Consider the following 16,289-nt stretch of genomic DNA (forward strand, 5'->3'; position numbering starts at 1 on the left):
GTGTTACGTTGCGTGGGCGTCACGCACCATCGCAAGGGCGGGGAGAGAACACGTCATGGAGACCACCCAGCAGGCCGGGGAACCGGGAACGGCCGAGCGCCGTCGGCGGGAGCTGCTCGAAGCGGCCGACCGGGTCGTCCTCAGGGACGGCCCCAAGGCATCCATGAATGCCATCGCGGCGGAGGCCGGCATCACCAAGCCGATCCTCTACCGGCACTTCGGCGACAAGGCCGGGCTCTACCAGGCCCTGGCCGTCCGGCACACCGACGCCCTGCTCGACTCGCTGCGGGCCGCGCTCGACGCGCCCGCCGAGCGCCGGAGCCGGGTCGAGTCCACCCTCGACACCTACCTCGCGGCCATCGAGGCCCGGCCGCAGGTCTACCGGTTCCTGATGCACCCCACCGAGGACTCGCACAGCGCCGAGCACGGCTTCGACGTCGGCCGGCACTCGGCGCCGCTGCTGCGGCGGCTCGGCGAGGAGCTGGCCGAGGTGATCAGCGAACGCGTGGACCTCGGGCCCGGCGGGGACCGGCTGGCCCGCATCTGGGGGCACGGGATCGTCGGCATGATGCACGCGGCCGGGGACTGGTGGCTCGGCGAACGCCCCTGCGGGCGCGCCGAGTTGGTGTCCGGCCTGACCGACCTGCTGTGGGGCCGGCTGGCCACGGCGGGCGACCGGGCCGACGGGCCCGGATTCTAGCCGCCGCGGCCGCGCGGCCTTGCCGGCGGCCGGCGAGGCCGCAGCAGGTCGGCAGATCGCCAGATGGGCAGGTCGGCAGGTCGGCAGGTCGGGTTAGGCGTCCAGGACGTGCGCGCCCCGCGCACCCCACGGCGTCCTGCGGATCGCGCGGCGCAGCCGCCGGGCCCGCAGCCCGGTGACCCGCTCCGCGTAGACCGTGCCGTCGAGGTGGTCGCACTCGTGCTGGAGGCAGCGGGCGAAGAAGCCGGTGCCGGTGATCCGCACCGGTGAGCCGTCCGAGGTGACGCCCTCGACGACCGCGCGGTCGAACCGGGCCGTGCCCGACTCCAGGCCGGGCAGCGACAGGCAGCCCTCCGGACCGAGGAACTCGTCCCCGTCGGCCTCCACCAGGCGCGGGTTGACGATGTGGCCGACGTGCCGGACGTCCTCGTCGTCGGGGCAGTCGTAGACGAAGATCCGCTGCCCGACCCCGATCTGGTTCGCGGCGAGGCCGACGCCCTGGGCCGCGTACATCGTGGCGAACATGTCCTCGATCAGCCGGTCGAGGTCCGGGCCGAAGGCGGTGACCTCCGCGCAGGCCGAGTGGAGCACCGGGTCGCCCAGGAGGCTCATGGTGCGGACGGTGCCGGTGGTCCCGGGGATGACGCGCTGTCGCATGGCCGTAAGGGTACGACGGGCGAATATATGAGGAGATCCGCGGCGACCTGGGGCGCCGCGGTCAGGGCCCCGGTCGGCACTGGATAGGCTGGGGCCGGTCGACGCAAGGAGGACAAGGGACGATGGCAGGCAACACAGAGCCGCTTTCGCCGCGGGCCAAACTGGCCGTGACGGCGGGCAGGGCCGCGGCGGCGGTGTCGCGGGCCGCGGGACGCGGAAGCGGATCGGTGATCGGCGGCAAGGTCGCACTCAAACTCGACCCCGATCTCCTCGGAGCGCTCGCGCAGCATCTCGACGTCGTCCTCGTCTCCGCCACGAACGGGAAGACCACGACGACCCGCCTGATCGCCGAGGCCCTGCGGGCCAGCGGCCCGGTGGTCTCCAACGCCCTCGGTGCGAACATGCCGGCGGGCATCACCTCCGCCCTCGCGGGCGGCTCGGACGCCAAGTACGGCGTCATCGAGGTCGACGAGAAGTACCTGGCCGGAGTGGCCCGGGACGTCACCCCGAAGGTGATCGCCCTGCTGAACCTCTCCCGCGACCAGCTGGACCGGGCCGCCGAGACCCGCATGCTCGCCGAGAAGTGGCGCGAGGGCCTCACCGGCTCCAAGGCGGTCATCGTCGCGAACTGCGACGACCCGCTGATCGTGTGGGCGGCCTCGTCCTCGCAGAACGTGGTCTGGGTCGCCGCCGGCCAGGAGTGGAAGGACGACGCCTGGTCGTGCCCCTCCTGCGGCGGTGTGATGCAGCGCCCGGGCGACGACTGGTTCTGCGGCGAGTGCGGCTTCCGCCGCCCCACCCCGACCTGGGTGCTCTCCGGCGACCACGTGCTGGACCCGCACGGCTCGGCGTGGCCGATCCACCTGCAGCTGCCCGGCCGCGCCAACAAGGCGAACGCGGCCACCTCGGCCGCCGTGGCCGCCGTCTTCGGCGTGCCGCCGCAGGTCGCGCTGGAGCGGATGTACCAGGTGCAGGCCGTCGCCGGCCGCTACGACGTGGTCTCCTTCCAGGGCCGTGAGCTGCGGCTGCTGCTCGCGAAGAACCCTGCGGGCTGGCTCGAAACGTTTTCGCTGATCGACCAGCCCCCGACCCCGGTGATCCTGTCGGTGAACGCGCGCGGCGCCGACGGCACCGACACCTCCTGGCTGTGGGACGTGGACTACCCGCGGCTCGCCGGCCACCCGATCTTCGTGATCGGCGACCGCAGGCTGGACCTGGCGGTCCGGCTGGAGGTCGCGGGCCTGGACTTCCGGGTCTGCGAGACCCTCGACGAGGCCGTGCAGCTCGCGCCGCCCGGGCAGATCGAGCTGATCGCCAACTACACCGCCTTCCAGGACGTGCGCCGCCGGGTCGGCAACTAGCACCGGGATCGGAACCGCAGAGGACATGAGCATGAGCGACAACAGCCTGCGTCTGGTGTGGGTCTACCCCGACCTGCTCAGCACGTACGGAGACCAGGGCAACGTTCTCGTCGTGGAGCGCCGGGCGCGCCAGCGCGGCCTGGACGTGCAGCGCGTGGACGTGCGCAGCGACCAGCCCATCCCCACTTCCGGCGACATCTACCTGATCGGCGGCGGCGAGGACCGCCCGCAGCGCCTCGCCGCCGAGCGCCTGGTGCGCGACGGCGGTCTGGAGCGGGCCGTCTCGAACGGGGCGATCGTCTTCTCCGTCTGCGCCGGGTACCAGATCCTCGGCAACGAGTTCGTCAACGACATGGGCGAGCGCCAGCAGGGCCTCGGCCTGCTGGACGTCGTCACCGTGCGGGGCGAGGGCGAGCGGTGCGTCGGCGACGTGCTCGCCGACATCGACCCGCAGCTGGGCCTGCCGCAGCTGACCGGGTTCGAGAACCACCAGGGCGTCACGCACCTCGGCCCGACGGCCAAGCCGTTCGCCCGCACCCGGCTGGGCCGCGGCAACGGCACCGGCGACGGCACCGAGGGCGCGTACAACGACACGGTGTTCGGCACGTACATGCACGGCCCCGTCATGGCCCGCAACCCGCTGATCGCGGACCTGCTGCTGAAGCTGGCCCTCGACGTCAACGCGCTGCCGCCCGTCGACGACCGGTGGTACGACGCGCTGCGCGCGGAGCGCATCGCCGCGGCCACGCAGCCCGCGTAGCCCCGGCGCCTCCCGCGCAACCTGCGCGCAAGCCTGCGTTCGGCCCGGATTCCCCTGGCGGGGTCCGGGCCGGCGTGTGTGTGCACGACGAACATGACCCGCACGTGGAGGATGGTTCAGCGGGGTGCCCATCCGCTAGTAGGGTGACGGGTAGTTCCAACCGGACGACGTGGTCCGGTCGTCGGCCCACGTTGCAAAGGTTTCCTGCCATGCGCCTTGGCGTGCTCACCTCCGGCGGCGACTGCCCCGGCCTCAATGCCGTCATCCGTTCCGTCGTCCACCGCGCCGTCGTCGACCACGGCGACGAGGTGATCGGCTTCCACGACGGCTGGAAGGGCCTGCTGGAGGGCGACCACCGCAAGCTCGACCTCGACTCGGTCGCGGGCATCCTGGCCCGCGGCGGCACCATCCTCGGCTCCTCCCGGGTCCAGCCCGCCCACCTGCGCGACGGCGTGGAGCGGGCCCGCGGCCACGTGGCCGACCTCGGCCTCGACGCGATCATCCCGATCGGCGGCGAGGGCACCCTCAAGGCCGCGAACCTGCTGTCGCAGGCCGGGCTGCCGATCGTCGGCGTCCCGAAGACCATCGACAACGACATCGCCTCGACCGACGTCACCTTCGGCTTCGACACGGCCGTCGGCGTCGCCACCGAGGCCCTGGACCGGCTGAAGACCACCGCCGAGTCCCACCAGCGCGTGATGGTCGTGGAGGTCATGGGCCGCCACACCGGCTGGATCGCCCTGCACTCGGGCATGGCCGCCGGTGCCCACGCGATCGTCGTGCCGGAGCGCCCCTTCGACATCGAGGAGCTGACGGGGATCGTCGGCGAGCGGTTCTCCGCGGGCAAGCGCTTCGCGATCGTCGTGGTCGCCGAGGGCGCCAAGCCGCGCCCCGGCAGCATGGAGTTCACCGAGGGCGGCACCGACCAGTACGGCCACGAGCGCTTCGCCGGCATCGGCAACCTGCTCGCCGTCGAGCTGGAGCGGCGCCTGGGCAAGGAGGCCCGCCCGGTCATCCTGGGCCACGTCCAGCGCGGCGGCACCCCGACCGCGTACGACCGGGTCCTCGCCACCCGCTTCGGCTGGCACGCGGTGGAGGCCGCGCACCGCGGCGAGTTCGGGATGCTGACCGCGCTGCGCGGCACCGACATCGTGATGGTGCCGCTCGCCGAGGCCACGTCTACCCTCAAGACGGTGCCCGCGCAGCGGTACGACGAGGCGCAGACCGTTCTGTGACCTTTTCCCCTCTTGTGGAACAGCCCCCGGACGCAGCCGCGTCCGGGGGCGCCACTACTGTGGTGGGGCACCACAGGTCAAGAGGAGTGGACAGATGGATCACAGCGGTCACGGCACGGACATGCACCACATGGACCTGCCGCCGTTCACCCTCGGGCGCGGCCTGGAGTTCTCCTTCGACGCGTTCTTCCTGATCGGCTCGCTGGTGGGCCTCGGCCTGTACCTGTGGGGCGTGGCGCGGCTGCGGCAGCGCGGGGACGCCTGGCCCGTGGGCCGGATCGTGGCCTTCACCACCGGTGTGCTGAGCGTGGCCGTGGTGATGTGCACCAAGCTGAACGACTACGGCATGGTCATGTTCAGCGTGCACATGGTCCAGCACATGGTGATCAGCATGCTCTCCCCCATCCTCCTGCTGCTGGGTGCTCCGGTGACGCTCGCGCTGCGCGCGCTGCCGCCGGCCGGGCGCGGCCGCAAGGGGCCCCGCGAGCTGCTGCTGATGCTGCTGCACAGCCGCTACATGCGGGTGGTCACCCACCCGGCGTTCACCATTCCCATGTTCATCGCCAGCCTGTACGCCCTGTACTTCACCCCGCTCTTCGACTTCCTCATGGAGAGCAAGCCCGGGCACATCGGGATGATGGTGCACTTCCTGGCCGTCGGCCTGGTCTTCTTCTGGCCGATCATGGGCGTGGACCCGGGCCCGCACCGCCCCGGCTACGTGATGCGGATGCTGGAGCTCTTCGCCGGCATGCCGTTCCACGCCTTCTTCGGCATCGCGCTGATGATGGCGAGCGAGCCGATGATCGGGACCTACCGGAACCCGCCGGCATCCCTGGGCATCGATCCGCTGCTCGACCAGCAGTGGGGCGGCGGCATCGCGTGGGCCTTCAGCGAGATCCCCTCGGTGCTGGTGCTGATCGCGCTGATGTACCAGTGGTACCACTCCGAGCAGCGGGCGGCGAAGCGTGCCGACCGGGCCGCGGATCGCGACGGCGACCGGGAGCTGGAGGCGTACAACGCCTATCTCGCCTCGCTGCGCGCGCGTGGCCGGTAGCGCCCGACCGGCTTTCGGGGCCACCATGGGGCATGACCGGTTCCGTTAAGGCGATGGCCGTCATGACCTTCGCCGCCCTGGTGGCCGTCGCGACGTACTCCGTGGCCCTCGGCAGCAATGGCTGGCTCTGGTTCGGCTGGGTGGTGCTGGGGGTCCTCACGGCAGGAATGGCCGCCGCCGGCAACAACTGACCGGCTCCGGCGCCGCCCGACCCGGGGACGCCGCGGGGTGCGGTCCGCGGCACGCCCCGGGTGCCCCTCCGGCGCGCCCCGGGCACCCTCCCGGCACGGCCCGGGGAGTCCGTGGCCCCGCGCGACCCCTCCGGCCCGGCGAGTGCTGTCCGTACGATGGCGGTGACAACCGGACAGCGACGGGAGCGGCCTGGTGTTCTACCACTTGCTCAAGCACGTGTTCCTCGGCCCGCTGCTGCGGCTGCTGTTCCGGCCGCGGATCGAGGGGCTGGAGAACGTCCCGGCCGAGGGGGCCGCGATCGTCGCCGGCAACCACCTGTCCTTCTCCGACCACTTCCTGATGCCCGCGATCCTGAAGCGGCGGATCACCTTCCTCGCCAAGGCGGAGTACTTCACCGGGCCGGGGCTGAAGGGCCGGCTGACCGCGTTCTTCTTCCGCAGCGCCGGGCAGATCCCGGTGGACCGCTCGGGCCGGGACGCCGGGCAGGCCGCCATCCGCGAGGGGCTGGGAGTGCTGGCCCGGGGCGAGCTGCTGGGCATCTACCCGGAGGGCACCCGCTCGCACGACGGGCGGCTGTACAAGGGCAAGGTGGGGGTGGCGGCGATGGCGCTGGGCGCCGGGGTGCCGGTCGTCCCGTGCGCGATGCTCGGCACCTTCGAGATCCAGCCGCCGGGGAAGAAGATCCCGAAGATCCGGCGGGTCACCATCCGCTTCGGCCGGCCCCTGGACTTCTCGCGGTACGCCGGACTGGAGGGCGAGCGGACCGTGCTGCGGGCCGTCACCGACGAGATCATGTACGCCATCCTCGACCTGTCCGGTCAGGAGTACGTCGACCGGTACGCCGCCGAGGTCAAGGCCGAGGAGGAGGCAGCACGGAAGAAGGCCCGGCGCAGAACGCGCTGAGCCTCCTCCCGTGCGGTGCAGTGCGGTGCCGTGGGTGCGGGGCGGCGTCCGGTGTGCCGGGCGCCGCCCGCGCGGTTCCGCCGCCGGGTCAGCGGACGGAAGGCAGCTCCTCACGCGCCGGGAAGTCGGACGCCGGGGCAGTGGCGCGCGCCTTCGCGGCGGCCGGGGCCGGGGCGACCGGGGTGGCGTGCGGGGCGCAGACCACGTCCTCGGCGTCGACCTTGCCCTTGAGCAGGTAGTCGTCCACGCGCGTGTTGATGCAGGGGTTCACCAGGCTGGTGACACCGTGCGAACCCGCGTTCTGCTCGGTGATCAGGCGCGAGCCGGCCAGGCGGCGGTGCAGCTCGACGGCACCCTGGTACGGGGTGGCCGCGTCGCGCTCCGACTGGACGATCAGGACCGGGGGCAGACCGCGCTTGGCACCGACCTCGATCGGCTTGTGCTGCTTGGACTTCCAGGTGGCGCAGGGCAGGTTCATCCAGGCGTTGGCCCAGGTCATGAACGGGTACTGGGCGTGCAGGGCGGTGTTGTCCGCGTCCCACTTGGCCCAGCTGGTGGGCCACTTGGCGTCGGCGCACTCGACCGCGGTGTAGACCGCGTTGCCGTTCTCCGTGGCGATGTTGCCCTGGATGTCGGACATGTCCGGGGTGATCGCCTCGATCAGCGGCTTCTCGTCACCGGCGGCCCAGGCGCTGAACGCCTGCGCGACCGGGACCCACGAGGAGTCGTAGTACGGGGCGCTCTGGAAGAAGCCGATGAGCTCGGCCGGGCCGGCGACCCCGCCCAGCGGCTTGGCCTTGGCCTGGGCGCGCAGCTGCTGCCACTTGGCCTCCACCTTGGCGCGGGTGTCGCCGAGGTGGAAGGAGGCGTCGTTCTTCGCGACCCAGTCCTGCCAGTCGTTCCAGCGCATCTGGAAGGCGACGTCCTGGCCGAGGTTGGCCTCGTACCAGATGTTGTCCGTCGACGGGTCGACGACGCTGTCGACGATCATGCGGCGCACGTGGGTCGGGAACAGGGTCGCGTAGACCCCGCCGAGGTACGTGCCGTACGAGACGCCGAGGAAGTTCAGCTTCTTCTCGCCGAGGGCGGCGCGGATGACGTCCATGTCGCGCGCGGTGTTCGGCGTCGTCATGTGCGGCAGCATCTCGCCGCTTCGCTTCTTGCAGCCGTCCGCGTACTCCGCGGCGAGCTTGCGCTGGGCGGTCTTGTCGGCCTCGGTGTCCGGGACCGGGTCGGCCTTCGGAACCTTGACGTACTCCTGCGGGTCGACGCACGAGATGGGCGTCGAGTGGCCCACACCTCGGGGGTCGAAGCCCACGAAGTCGTACGCCTTGGCGGTGTTCACCCACAGCGGGGAGTTGGTGGTGGACCGGCGCGGGAAGCGCATGCCGGAACCACCGGGGCCGCCGGGGTTGTAGAGGAGCGCGCCCTGGCGCTCGTCCTTGGTGCCGGTGCTGACGGCGCGGTCGACCGCGATGTCGATGGTCTTGCCGAACGGCTTGGCGTAGTCGAGCGGAACCTTGACCCAGCCGCACTGGATGGGGGCGGCGAGGCCCCAGTCGGCGGGACAGTCCTTCCACTGGATACCGGCACGGGCGGCCCGCGCGGCGGCGAGCTGGACGCCGAGCGCCTCCGGGACCGGGCTGTTGCCCGTGGTCGCCGCGGCGGCCGGCGGGGCCAGCAGCAGGCCGGCGGCCAGTGTTCCGGTGATCAGAGTGGCAGCGCTCCCCAGCGCTGCTTTGTGTATCACGTGGTCGTTCCCCCTGGATCAGGCCCGGCCGGAAGCGGCCGGGTCACGTCGGGTTGGTCGTGCGACGGTCTGTGCGCATACACAGGGGATCTTTTCGCCTGACCTACACCTGACAACAGGTCAAGATGCTGTTCTTTGCCAACCCGATAACCGGCACGGCGTGTACCGCTCAGCGGTGTCTGTTTCGTCCCAGCTTCGCCCAGCGGTCACCAGCCGTACGTGCGACACGCCGCGTCGAGGAGCCCGCGCAGCCGCAGCGCGTCCGGCGCAAGTGCCGTGACCAGCACGGCGGGTCCGGCCAGCGGGGTGACCGCGGCGAACTCCCCCAGCACCGCGGCGGCCGGCGCGTCCCGGGCGAACCGCGGGTCCACGACGAGGAGCTGACCGACCGCCCGGTGCCCGGCGAGCCCCGCCGGGCCGTCCCAGCCGCCGGGCGCCCCCGGGCCGCAGGCGAGTTCCTGGTCCAGCAGCGGGCGGCCGTCCCGGACCACGGTGAGCCGGCTGCGCAGCAGGCCCGGTTCCTCGCCCGTACGGCCCAGCACCTGTTCCTCGCGGAGCAACAGCCGGGCACCGGGGGCCAGTTCGGCGCGGGTCCGCACCCGCAGGTCGCTGCCGCGCACCGAGACGAGCGGCTCGGGCAGCCAGCGCACCGCCGCGTCCCCGGCCGCGGTGATGCGTACGTCGTACCGCGCGGGCTCGCCACCGCGGCCGGGCAGCGCCAGGGTGGCGGCGGCCGAGGCCAGGGCCAGCCGCGCACCGGGTCCGGCGGCGGCCTCCACCGCGAGGTGGTCGCCGCCCAGCGGGGCGCTCATGGCGCCGACCAGCATCACGCCCGCCTCGGCTCCGGCACCCCGGGTGCGCCGCAGCGCGAGCGGCCCCTCGCCGGTGAGCACGGGCAGGGCGGTGCCGCCGCGGCCGTCGGCGACGGCGCGGATCCGGGCGGTGGCCCGCAGCCCGGCCGGGGGCGGCACCGGGGGTGCCGCGGGCGGGGCCGGGGGTGCCGCAGGCGGGGCGGCGGGGGGCGCGGCGGTCACCGTGCGGCCCAGGCGGCGAGCCGCTCGCGGACCCAGGCGGCCACCGGGGCGACCCCCTCCGCACCGCGCAGGGACTGGAAGGCCACGGGGAGTCCGCCGCGCTGCTCGGCGGCGTCGCGGGCCATCCGGTCCAGGTCGGCGCCGACGTGGGGGGCGAGGTCGGTCTTGTTGACGACGAGCAGGTCGGCGGTGGTGACGCCGGGGCCGCCCTTGCGCGGGATGTCGTCGCCGCCCGCCACGTCGATGACGAAAATCTGGGCGTCGACGAGACCGCGGGAGAAGGTGGCGGTCAGGTTGTCCCCGCCGGACTCGACGAGGATCAGGTCGAGCGGGGCGGTCTGCCGGTGGGCTTCCTCCAGCTCCTCCACCGCCTCCAGGTTGGCGGAGATGTCGTCGCGGATGGCGGTGTGCGGGCAGGCGCCGGTCTCCACGGCGGTGATCCGCTCCGGCGGCAGCACGGCCTCGCGCAGCAGGAACTCGGCGTCCTCGCGGGTGTAGATGTCGTTGGTGACGACGGCCATGGACAGTTCGGCGCGCAGGGCCCGGCAGAGCGCGGCGACGGTGGCCGTCTTGCCGGAGCCGACCGGTCCGCCGAGCCCGATGCGAAAGGCGCGGCGCGAGCCGTCCGCCCGGCGGGGCTCGGCGCTGTGGGTGTGGCGTTCGGGGTAGGCCGTGGCGTGGTCGAGGTGCATGGGGTGGGTCTCCCGGGGTCGTGGAGGTGGTCAGGAGGCGTCGGGGACGACCGGGGCGGCAGGGGGCCGCAGAGGCGTCGGAGCGGGCGGAGCCGTCGGAGCCGTCGGGTCCCTCAGGACGCGAAGAGCCGTACGGGCCACCCGGCGTGGACCTCGGCCGCGATCTCCAGCAGCGGCGAGGAGGCCGCGGGCAGGGTGTCCGGGCCGTCGAGCCGGGCCCGGTGCGCGGCCCGCGCGGCGCGGTCGGCCACGTCGTCGAGCTCGGGGGCGAGGCGGGCCAGGACGCCGCTCGCCTCGAAGGGGTCCAGGCCCAGCAGCCGCACGGTCGCGGTGGCCGGGCCGCCGATGCTCTCGTACGCCGCCACGTGCGCGGCGTCCAGCGGCCCGAGCCCGGCCGCCCGGGCGGTGAGCCCTAGCACCACGGGCTGGTGCGCCCCGCGCGGGAACGCCGCGGCGAGGGCGTCGAGTTCGGCGGCGGGCCAGGTGGCGCGGGCCGCCCGCAGCAGCTGCCGGCCGAGCCGCCGGGCGGCGGTGCGCAGCGCGGGCGAGGGGGTGCGGGCATCGGCGGCGGCGTCCAGGGCGGCCGGGTCGAGGCCGAGGGCGGCGGCCGCGGCGAGGGCGGCGGCGGTGAGCCCGGCCGTGTGGAGGCGGCCGCGGCAGAAGTCCTCCAGGGAGGCGGCGTCGTGGATCCGGCCCGCCCTGCAGGCGGCCTCCGCCCCGCCGGAGTGGGCGTGCCCTCCGGCGGGGAAGCGGCCGTCGGCGAGGACGAGCAGTGCGGCGCGGCCCATCAGAAGAGGAAGTACCGCTGGGCCATGGGGAGTTCCGCGGCGGGCGCGGGCTCCACCGCCTCGCCGTCGATGGTGACGGTGAAGGTGTCGGCGTCGACCTCGACCCTCGGCATGGCGTCGTTGTTGCGCATGTCCGCCTTGGTCACCTTTCTGGTGGTCTCGATGGCGACGAACTCCTTGCCGAGTGCGAGCCGTTCGGGCAGGGCGTCGTCGAGTGCGGCCCGAGCGGTGAAGTTGACGGAGTTCCGTGCGGGGGCCAGGCCGCGGCCGCCGAACATCGGGCGGGGCAGCACCGGCTGCGGGGTGGGGATGGAGGCGTTGCCGTCGCCCATCTGCGCGTACGCGATCTGGCCGCCCTTGATGACGGTCTCGGGCCTCACCCCGAAGAAGGCCGGGTTCCACAGCACGAGGTCGGCGAGCTTGCCGGTCTCCACCGAGCCGATCTCGCGGGCGAGCCCCTGGGCCACGGCCGGGTTGATCGTGTACTTGGCGACGTAGCGGCGGGCGCGGTGGTTGTCGGCGGGCCCGTCGCCGGGCAGGAAGCCGCGCCGGCGCTTCATGACGTGGGCCGTCTGCCAGGTGCGCAGGACGACCTCGCCGACGCGGCCCATGGCCTGGGAGTCGGAGGAGATGATCGAGATCGCGCCGAGGTCGTGCAGGACGTCCTCCGCGGCGATGGTGGAGGGCCGGATCCGGGACTCGGCGAAGGCGAGGTCCTCGGGGACGGCCGGGTTGAGGTGGTGGCAGACCATCAGCATGTCGAGGTGCTCCTCGACGGTGTTGACGGTGTGCGGCCGGGTCGGGTTGGTGGAGCTGGGCAGCACGTTCGGCTCGGAGACCACGGTGATGATGTCGGGGGCGTGGCCGCCGCCGGCGCCCTCGGTGTGGTACGCGTGGATGGTCCGCCCAGCGACGGCGGCGAGGGTGTCACCGACGAATCCGGCCTCGTTGAGGGTGTCGGTGTGGATCGCGACCTGGGCTCCGGTCTCCTCGCAGACGCCGAGGCAGGCGTCGATGACGGCCGGGGTGGCCCCCCAGTCCTCGTGGATCTTGAAGCCCAGTGCGCCGCCGCGCAGTTGGGCGTGCATGGCCTCGCGGGAGGTGGTGTTGCCCTTGCCGAGCAGGCCGATGTTGACCGGGTAGGCCTCCAGGGCCGCGAACATGCGGGCGAGGTGCCAGGAGCCGGGGGTGATGGTGGTGGCCTTCGTGCCCTCGGCGGGTCCGGTGCCGCCGCCGACCAGGGTGGTGATGCCGGAGGCGAGGGCCTCCTCGACCACGGTCGGGGAGATGAAGTGGACGTGGGCGTCGATGGCGCCTGCCGTGACGATCTTCCCGTTGCCCGCGATGACCTCGGTCTCGGGGCCGATGACGAGGGCGGGGTCGACGCCGTCCATGGTGTCCGGGTTGCCGGCCTTGCCGATGCCGCAGATCCGGCCGTCGCGGATGCCGATGTCGGCCTTGACGACGCCCCAGTGGTCGAGGACCACGGCTCCCGTGATCACCGTGTCGGGGGCGCCCTCCGCCCGGGTGGTGCGGGCCTGCCCCATGGACTCGCGGATGACCTTGCCGCCGCCGAACACGGCCTCGTCGCCCGAGCGCCCCGGGCCGCCGCAGAGGTCCTCCTCGATCTCGACGAAGAGGTCGGTGTCGGCCAGCCGGATCCGGTCGCCGGTCGTGGGCCCGAAGAGGTCGGCGTACGCCCCGCGTTCCAGCTCAGCCATCGAGCGGCCCCCCGATCTCCCCGCGCAGTCCCCACACGGCGCGCAGTCCGCCGAGCGGTACGAGTTCCACCTCGACCGGGATGCCCGGCTCGAAGCGGACGGCGGTGCCGGCGGCGATGTTGAGCCGGAGTCCGCGGGCGGCCCCGCGGTCGAAGTCGAGGCCGGGGTTTGCCTCGGCGAAGTGGTAGTGCGAGCCGACCTGGACGGGCCGGTCGGCGGAGTTGAGCACGGTCATGCGGGTGACGGGGCGGCCCTCGTTCAGGCGCACCGGGCCGTCCCCGTGGACGATCTCGCCGGGGATCATGCGGCTGCTGCCCTTCAGACGATCGGGTCGTGGACGGTGACGAGCTTGGTGCCGTCCGGGAAGGTCGCCTCGACCTGGACGTCGTGGATCATCTCGGGGATCCCCTCCATCACGTCGGCGCGGCCGAGCACGGTGCGGCCGGAGGCCATGAGCTCGGCCACGGTCCGTCCGTCCCGGGCCCCTTCGAGGATGTGCGACGTGATCAGGGCCACCGCCTCGGGGTGGTTGAGGAGGACCCCGCGCGCCCTGCGCCTCGCGGCCAGGTCCGCGGCCACGTGGATGAGCAGTCTCTCCTGCTCGTGCGGTGTGAGGTGCACGCGTATCACCAGCTTCCAGGACGGTCGAGCGAGGGGCGAGCCGACCCTGACGGCCGTCAACGCCTTGTTGGCCTGCGCATATCCGGGCCAAGCGGGTCTTGCCCCATGCAGAGGGAGGCTCTCCGTCCCGAGCACCGACGCTTTGCCGGCGGATGGGTGATCATTTGACGGAAGGCCGCGCCGCCCACGCTAGGCGGCGTCCTTTTCCGTCGCGTTAACCCACGTTTCGGGCAGGTACCCGGTTCAGCCTCCGGGCCGGCTCCAGCCGGTTCCGTATACGGCCGCCCGGGAGCCGCCCCGGAGGAGTCGCATGTTCCGCAATCCGGTACGCCACATCACCTTCGACGCCCGGGAGCCGTACGAGGTCGCCACGTTCTGGTCCGCGGTGACGGGCTTCCCGATCCACCCGGACGACGCCGAGGGCGACGACGAGATCCTGCTGGACCCGGGGCAGCCGGGCGTGCCGGGCCTGCTGTTCATCCGGGTGCCGGAGGCCAAGTCCGTGAAGAACCGGGTCCACTTGGACATCCAGCCGCAGAACGGCACCCGCGACGAGGAGGTCGAGCGGCTGATCGGACTCGGGGCGCGGCTGGTGGACGACCGGCGCCGGGAGGACGGCACGGGCTGGGCGGTCCTCGCCGACCCTGAGGGCAACGAGCTGTGCATCGAGCGGAGCGCCTCCGAGCGCGGCTGAGCAGCCTCGGGGAGGTACGGCGGCCGGGCGGCGGGTGCCGGGCGGCGTCAGCATGTGCCGGCGCTGTGCGCCGGGGCCCCGGCCGGCCAGGGCAGGGCGATCCACACGGTCTTGCCGCCGTCCTCGGTGGGGCTGACCGAGAGCCGGCCGCCCGCCTCCGCGGTGAGCCAGCGGATGATGACCATGCCCCGGCCGTTGTCCTGCTGGACGGCGGCCGGGAGCCGCCGGGGCCAGCGCGGGTGGCTGTCGGTGACGCCGACCCGGAGCCACTCGCCCCGCTCCAGCCGGACACCGACGGTGAAGGTGGGCGACTGCCCGAATGTGTGCTGCACGGCGTTGGTGGCCAGCTCCGAGACGATCAGCCGGACGCTGTCGGCGGTGTCGGCGCCCTCCGGCAGTCCCCATTCGAGGAGGACGTCCGCGACGTAGCGGCGGGCGGTGGCGACCGAGGCGGGATCGCTCGGCAGAGTGACGGATGCTTCCTGGTGGTCTGCCATGGCGACGGTCCCTTTCCCACCGGGGCGGATCCGCCCCGGATCTGTGCTGGACGCCAGAGTGCCACCCATCGTCCTGCGGGTGCGGTCGTTCACCCAAGATATGCATATATCTGTCGCTCAATGCGGTGAACTCTGCTACGGAAGAGCGTATTTGGACGGCAGACTGGTGCGAGCTGTGCCGGTGGAAGGAGGCGGGTATGCAGCACGGCCCCGCGGTGCGTCGGCGCAAGCTCGGCGAGGAACTGCGCGCCCTGCGCGACCGTACCGGACTCACCAGTGGCGAGGCGGCGCGCATCATGGGCTGGCACCAGTCGAAAATCAGCCGCATCGAAACCGGCCGGAGCGGCGTGAAACCGGAGGACATCGGCCGCCTGCTCGACGCCTACGGAGAGGTCGTCAGCCGCGAGCAGCGGGCCTTGCTGGAGGCCCTGTCGATCTCGGCGGCCGGTCCCGGACCCGGCGGCGGCAACGGCCGCGGCCGCCAGTGGTGGCACGACTACCGCGGCCTGCTCCCGCAGGAGTACCGGGACTTCATCAGCCTGGAGGCGGGGGCCCGGTCGGCCCGCACCGTGGAGCTCTCCGTGGTGCCCGGACTGCTTCAGACCGCCGAGTACGCGCGGGCCGTGACCCGCGCCGCGCTGGGCGGGCTGCCGGAACCCAAGGTGGACGCGCTGGTCGACGTACGGCTCGCCCGGCAGGCGGTGCTGCGGGCCGATCCGCCGCTGGAGTTGAGCGCCGTACTGGACGAGGCGGTGCTGCGGCGGCAGATCGGGGGGCCGGGGGTGATGGCGGCGCAGCTGCGGCACCTGGTGGAGGTGGCGCGGTTGCCCCAAGTGCGGCTCCAGGTGCTGCCGTTCAGCGTGGGGGGTCATCTCGGCCTGACCGGACCGTTCGTCATCTTCTCATTTCCGAACATTGCCGATCTGGATGTGGTGGTACTCGACCATTTGACGAGTAGCCTCTATCTGGAGCGGAAGGAAGACCTCGAGGCGTACAGCGCCGCGTTCCGCACCATCCAGGCGCACGCCCTCCCGCCCCAGGACTCGTCGGATCTCATCAGCTCCCTGGCTGACGACGCGTAAGGAGGCACCCCGTGTCCGCAACCCCCCTCTCCACCGGCGGACTTCCGACCAGAACGCGGTGGCGGCGGAGCAGCCGCAGCACCGGAATGAACAACTGCGTGGAAACGGCCGTCCTCGGCGGCGGCCTGCTGGCCGTCCGCGACTCCAAGCGGGCGGACGGCCCGGCCGTGCTCTTCACCGGGCCGGCCTGGGCGGGCTTCCTCGCCTCGGTACGGGCGGACGTGCCCGTATGACGTCCTAGGGCGCGTCCGCGGCCCCGGCCGGGGCGGTCCGCAGGATCGTCTCGACGGCCCGCTCGATCTCGTCCCCCGTGAGATCGGCCCGGGCGGTCAGCCGCAGCCGGGAGATGCCGTCCGGTACCGACGGCGGCCGGAAGCACCCCACGGACAGACCCGCCTCGCGGCAGTCGGCGGCCCAGCGCAGTGCCGCCCCGGCCGACGGGGCCCGTACCGACACCACGGCCGCGGGGGGGGGGGGGGGGGGGGGGGGGGGAGGGGTGGGGGGGGGGGGGGGGGGGGGGGGGGGGGGGGGGGGGGGGGGGGGGGGGG

At 73.0% G+C, this 16,289-nt stretch carries 19 protein-coding genes and 1 pseudogene; 10 read left to right on the plus strand and 10 right to left on the minus strand.

All coding sequences use genetic code 11. The annotated features are described in order from the left end of the window. Positions 1 to 55 precede the first annotated feature (55 nt). Entirely contained in the window at positions 56 to 700 is a 645-nt protein-coding gene (locus tag AC068A_RS33745; protein ID WP_478590096.1) for a TetR/AcrR family transcriptional regulator, read from the plus strand. A 93-nt stretch (positions 701 to 793) separates the two neighbouring features. Here AC068A_RS33745 and def read toward each other — a convergent pair whose 3' ends face one another. Beyond that, on the minus strand, positions 794 to 1,357 hold the full coding sequence (def, locus tag AC068A_RS33750) for a peptide deformylase (protein ID WP_478590097.1): 564 nt from the start codon (positions 1,355 to 1,357) through the stop codon (positions 794 to 796). Between the two features lie 122 nt (positions 1,358 to 1,479). Between def and AC068A_RS33755 the strand changes: the two genes are divergently transcribed. The 6 genes from AC068A_RS33755 to AC068A_RS33780 all read left to right on the plus strand — a co-directional run bounded on the left by AC068A_RS33755 (position 1,480) and on the right by AC068A_RS33780 (position 6,862). After that, positions 1,480 to 2,718 (plus strand): MurT ligase domain-containing protein, encoded by a 1,239-nt coding sequence (locus AC068A_RS33755; protein WP_478590098.1) that lies wholly within the window; start codon positions 1,480 to 1,482, stop codon positions 2,716 to 2,718. A gap of 31 nt (positions 2,719 to 2,749) precedes the next feature. After that, a complete protein-coding gene (locus tag AC068A_RS33760; protein WP_360633667.1) occupies positions 2,750 to 3,478 on the plus strand; it encodes a type 1 glutamine amidotransferase in 729 nt (242 codons plus the stop codon). A 209-nt stretch (positions 3,479 to 3,687) separates the two neighbouring features. Then, positions 3,688 to 4,713 (plus strand): 6-phosphofructokinase, encoded by a 1,026-nt coding sequence (locus tag AC068A_RS33765; protein ID WP_478590099.1) that lies wholly within the window; start codon positions 3,688 to 3,690, stop codon positions 4,711 to 4,713. A gap of 94 nt (positions 4,714 to 4,807) precedes the next feature. Continuing rightward, positions 4,808 to 5,767, plus strand: coding sequence for a cytochrome c oxidase assembly protein (locus AC068A_RS33770; protein WP_478590100.1), 960 nt, complete (start codon positions 4,808 to 4,810; stop codon positions 5,765 to 5,767). Between the two features lie 32 nt (positions 5,768 to 5,799). Then, positions 5,800 to 5,958 carry a hypothetical protein gene (locus tag AC068A_RS33775; protein ID WP_360633659.1) on the plus strand — a complete coding sequence of 53 codons (159 nt, stop codon included), beginning with the start codon at positions 5,800 to 5,802 and terminating at the stop codon, positions 5,956 to 5,958. Positions 5,959 to 6,151: 193 nt separating this feature from the next. Further along, entirely contained in the window at positions 6,152 to 6,862 is a 711-nt protein-coding gene (locus AC068A_RS33780; protein WP_478590101.1) for a lysophospholipid acyltransferase family protein, read from the plus strand. Positions 6,863 to 6,950: 88 nt separating this feature from the next. On the opposite strand, the gene AC068A_RS33785 is transcribed toward AC068A_RS33780, so the two are convergent. From AC068A_RS33785 to AC068A_RS33815, 7 genes are all read right to left on the minus strand, one after another. Further along, positions 6,951 to 8,612 (minus strand): alpha/beta hydrolase, encoded by a 1,662-nt coding sequence (locus AC068A_RS33785; protein ID WP_478590102.1) that lies wholly within the window; start codon positions 8,610 to 8,612, stop codon positions 6,951 to 6,953. 206 nt (positions 8,613 to 8,818) lie between these two features. Beyond that, positions 8,819 to 9,583: an urease accessory protein UreD gene (locus AC068A_RS33790; RefSeq protein ID WP_478590112.1), complete on the minus strand. Its 765-nt coding sequence runs from the start codon at positions 9,581 to 9,583 to the stop codon at positions 8,819 to 8,821. A 59-nt stretch (positions 9,584 to 9,642) separates the two neighbouring features. After that, the gene (gene ureG / locus AC068A_RS33795) at positions 9,643 to 10,338 is read right to left on the minus strand and encodes an urease accessory protein UreG (protein WP_478590103.1); all 696 of its coding nucleotides are present in this window, start codon (positions 10,336 to 10,338) and stop codon (positions 9,643 to 9,645) included. 113 nt (positions 10,339 to 10,451) lie between these two features. Further along, positions 10,452 to 11,126, minus strand: coding sequence for an urease accessory protein UreF (locus AC068A_RS33800; protein WP_478590104.1), 675 nt, complete (start codon positions 11,124 to 11,126; stop codon positions 10,452 to 10,454). Beyond that, a complete protein-coding gene (locus AC068A_RS33805; protein WP_478590105.1) occupies positions 11,126 to 12,847 on the minus strand; it encodes an urease subunit alpha in 1,722 nt (573 codons plus the stop codon). Before AC068A_RS33805 ends, AC068A_RS33800 begins: the two co-directional genes overlap by 1 nt. Then, entirely contained in the window at positions 12,840 to 13,151 is a 312-nt protein-coding gene (locus AC068A_RS33810; protein ID WP_478590106.1) for an urease subunit beta, read from the minus strand. Before AC068A_RS33810 ends, AC068A_RS33805 begins: the two co-directional genes overlap by 8 nt. A gap of 14 nt (positions 13,152 to 13,165) precedes the next feature. Beyond that, the gene (locus AC068A_RS33815; RefSeq protein ID WP_478590107.1) at positions 13,166 to 13,468 is read right to left on the minus strand and encodes an urease subunit gamma; all 303 of its coding nucleotides are present in this window, start codon (positions 13,466 to 13,468) and stop codon (positions 13,166 to 13,168) included. Positions 13,469 to 13,778: 310 nt separating this feature from the next. On the opposite strand from AC068A_RS33815, the gene AC068A_RS33820 reads away from it, so the two are divergent. Then, positions 13,779 to 14,162, plus strand: a complete 384-nt coding sequence (locus AC068A_RS33820) for a VOC family protein (protein ID WP_478590108.1) — start codon at positions 13,779 to 13,781, stop codon at positions 14,160 to 14,162. A gap of 47 nt (positions 14,163 to 14,209) precedes the next feature. Here AC068A_RS33820 and AC068A_RS33825 read toward each other — a convergent pair whose 3' ends face one another. Continuing rightward, on the minus strand, positions 14,210 to 14,659 hold the full coding sequence (locus tag AC068A_RS33825; protein WP_478590109.1) for an ATP-binding protein: 450 nt from the start codon (positions 14,657 to 14,659) through the stop codon (positions 14,210 to 14,212). A 197-nt stretch (positions 14,660 to 14,856) separates the two neighbouring features. Here AC068A_RS33825 and AC068A_RS33830 point away from each other — a divergent pair, with 197 nt between their 5' ends. Both AC068A_RS33830 and AC068A_RS33835 read left to right on the plus strand, forming a co-directional pair. Beyond that, complete coding sequence (locus AC068A_RS33830) at positions 14,857 to 15,741, plus strand: helix-turn-helix domain-containing protein (RefSeq protein ID WP_478590110.1); 885 nt, start codon at positions 14,857 to 14,859, stop codon at positions 15,739 to 15,741. A gap of 11 nt (positions 15,742 to 15,752) precedes the next feature. Continuing rightward, positions 15,753 to 15,974, plus strand: coding sequence for a DUF397 domain-containing protein (locus AC068A_RS33835; RefSeq protein ID WP_478590111.1), 222 nt, complete (start codon positions 15,753 to 15,755; stop codon positions 15,972 to 15,974). A gap of 4 nt (positions 15,975 to 15,978) precedes the next feature. On the opposite strand, the pseudogene AC068A_RS33840 reads toward AC068A_RS33835, so the two are convergent. Next, positions 15,979 to 16,212 (minus strand): annotated as a pseudogene (locus tag AC068A_RS33840) (8-amino-7-oxononanoate synthase); the annotation flags it as partial. Positions 16,213 to 16,289 lie beyond the last annotated feature (77 nt).

The sequence above is a fragment of the Streptomyces sp. NPDC043854 genome (assembly GCF_056436005.1).

Bases quoted from the DNA above. Each gene is read 5' to 3' on its own strand.
- AC068A_RS33810 (WP_478590106.1), bottom strand. From the start codon at position 13,151: ATGATCCCCGGCGAGATCGTCCACGGGGACGGCCCGGTGCGCCTGAAC.
- AC068A_RS33765 (WP_478590099.1), top strand. From the start codon at position 3,688: ATGCGCCTTGGCGTGCTCACCTCCGGCGGCGACTGCCCCGGCCTCAAT.
- AC068A_RS33745 (WP_478590096.1), top strand. From the start codon at position 56: ATGGAGACCACCCAGCAGGCCGGGGAACCGGGAACGGCCGAGCGCCGT.
- AC068A_RS33830 (WP_478590110.1), top strand. From the start codon at position 14,857: ATGCAGCACGGCCCCGCGGTGCGTCGGCGCAAGCTCGGCGAGGAACTG.
- AC068A_RS33775 (WP_360633659.1), top strand. From the start codon at position 5,800: ATGACCGGTTCCGTTAAGGCGATGGCCGTCATGACCTTCGCCGCCCTG.
- ureG (WP_478590103.1), bottom strand. From the start codon at position 10,338: ATGCACCTCGACCACGCCACGGCCTACCCCGAACGCCACACCCACAGC.
- AC068A_RS33800 (WP_478590104.1), bottom strand. From the start codon at position 11,126: ATGGGCCGCGCCGCACTGCTCGTCCTCGCCGACGGCCGCTTCCCCGCC.
- def (WP_478590097.1), bottom strand. From the start codon at position 1,357: ATGCGACAGCGCGTCATCCCCGGGACCACCGGCACCGTCCGCACCATG.
- AC068A_RS33755 (WP_478590098.1), top strand. From the start codon at position 1,480: ATGGCAGGCAACACAGAGCCGCTTTCGCCGCGGGCCAAACTGGCCGTG.
- AC068A_RS33825 (WP_478590109.1), bottom strand. From the start codon at position 14,659: ATGGCAGACCACCAGGAAGCATCCGTCACTCTGCCGAGCGATCCCGCC.
- AC068A_RS33820 (WP_478590108.1), top strand. From the start codon at position 13,779: ATGTTCCGCAATCCGGTACGCCACATCACCTTCGACGCCCGGGAGCCG.
- AC068A_RS33760 (WP_360633667.1), top strand. From the start codon at position 2,750: ATGAGCGACAACAGCCTGCGTCTGGTGTGGGTCTACCCCGACCTGCTC.
- AC068A_RS33770 (WP_478590100.1), top strand. From the start codon at position 4,808: ATGGATCACAGCGGTCACGGCACGGACATGCACCACATGGACCTGCCG.
- AC068A_RS33805 (WP_478590105.1), bottom strand. From the start codon at position 12,847: ATGGCTGAGCTGGAACGCGGGGCGTACGCCGACCTCTTCGGGCCCACG.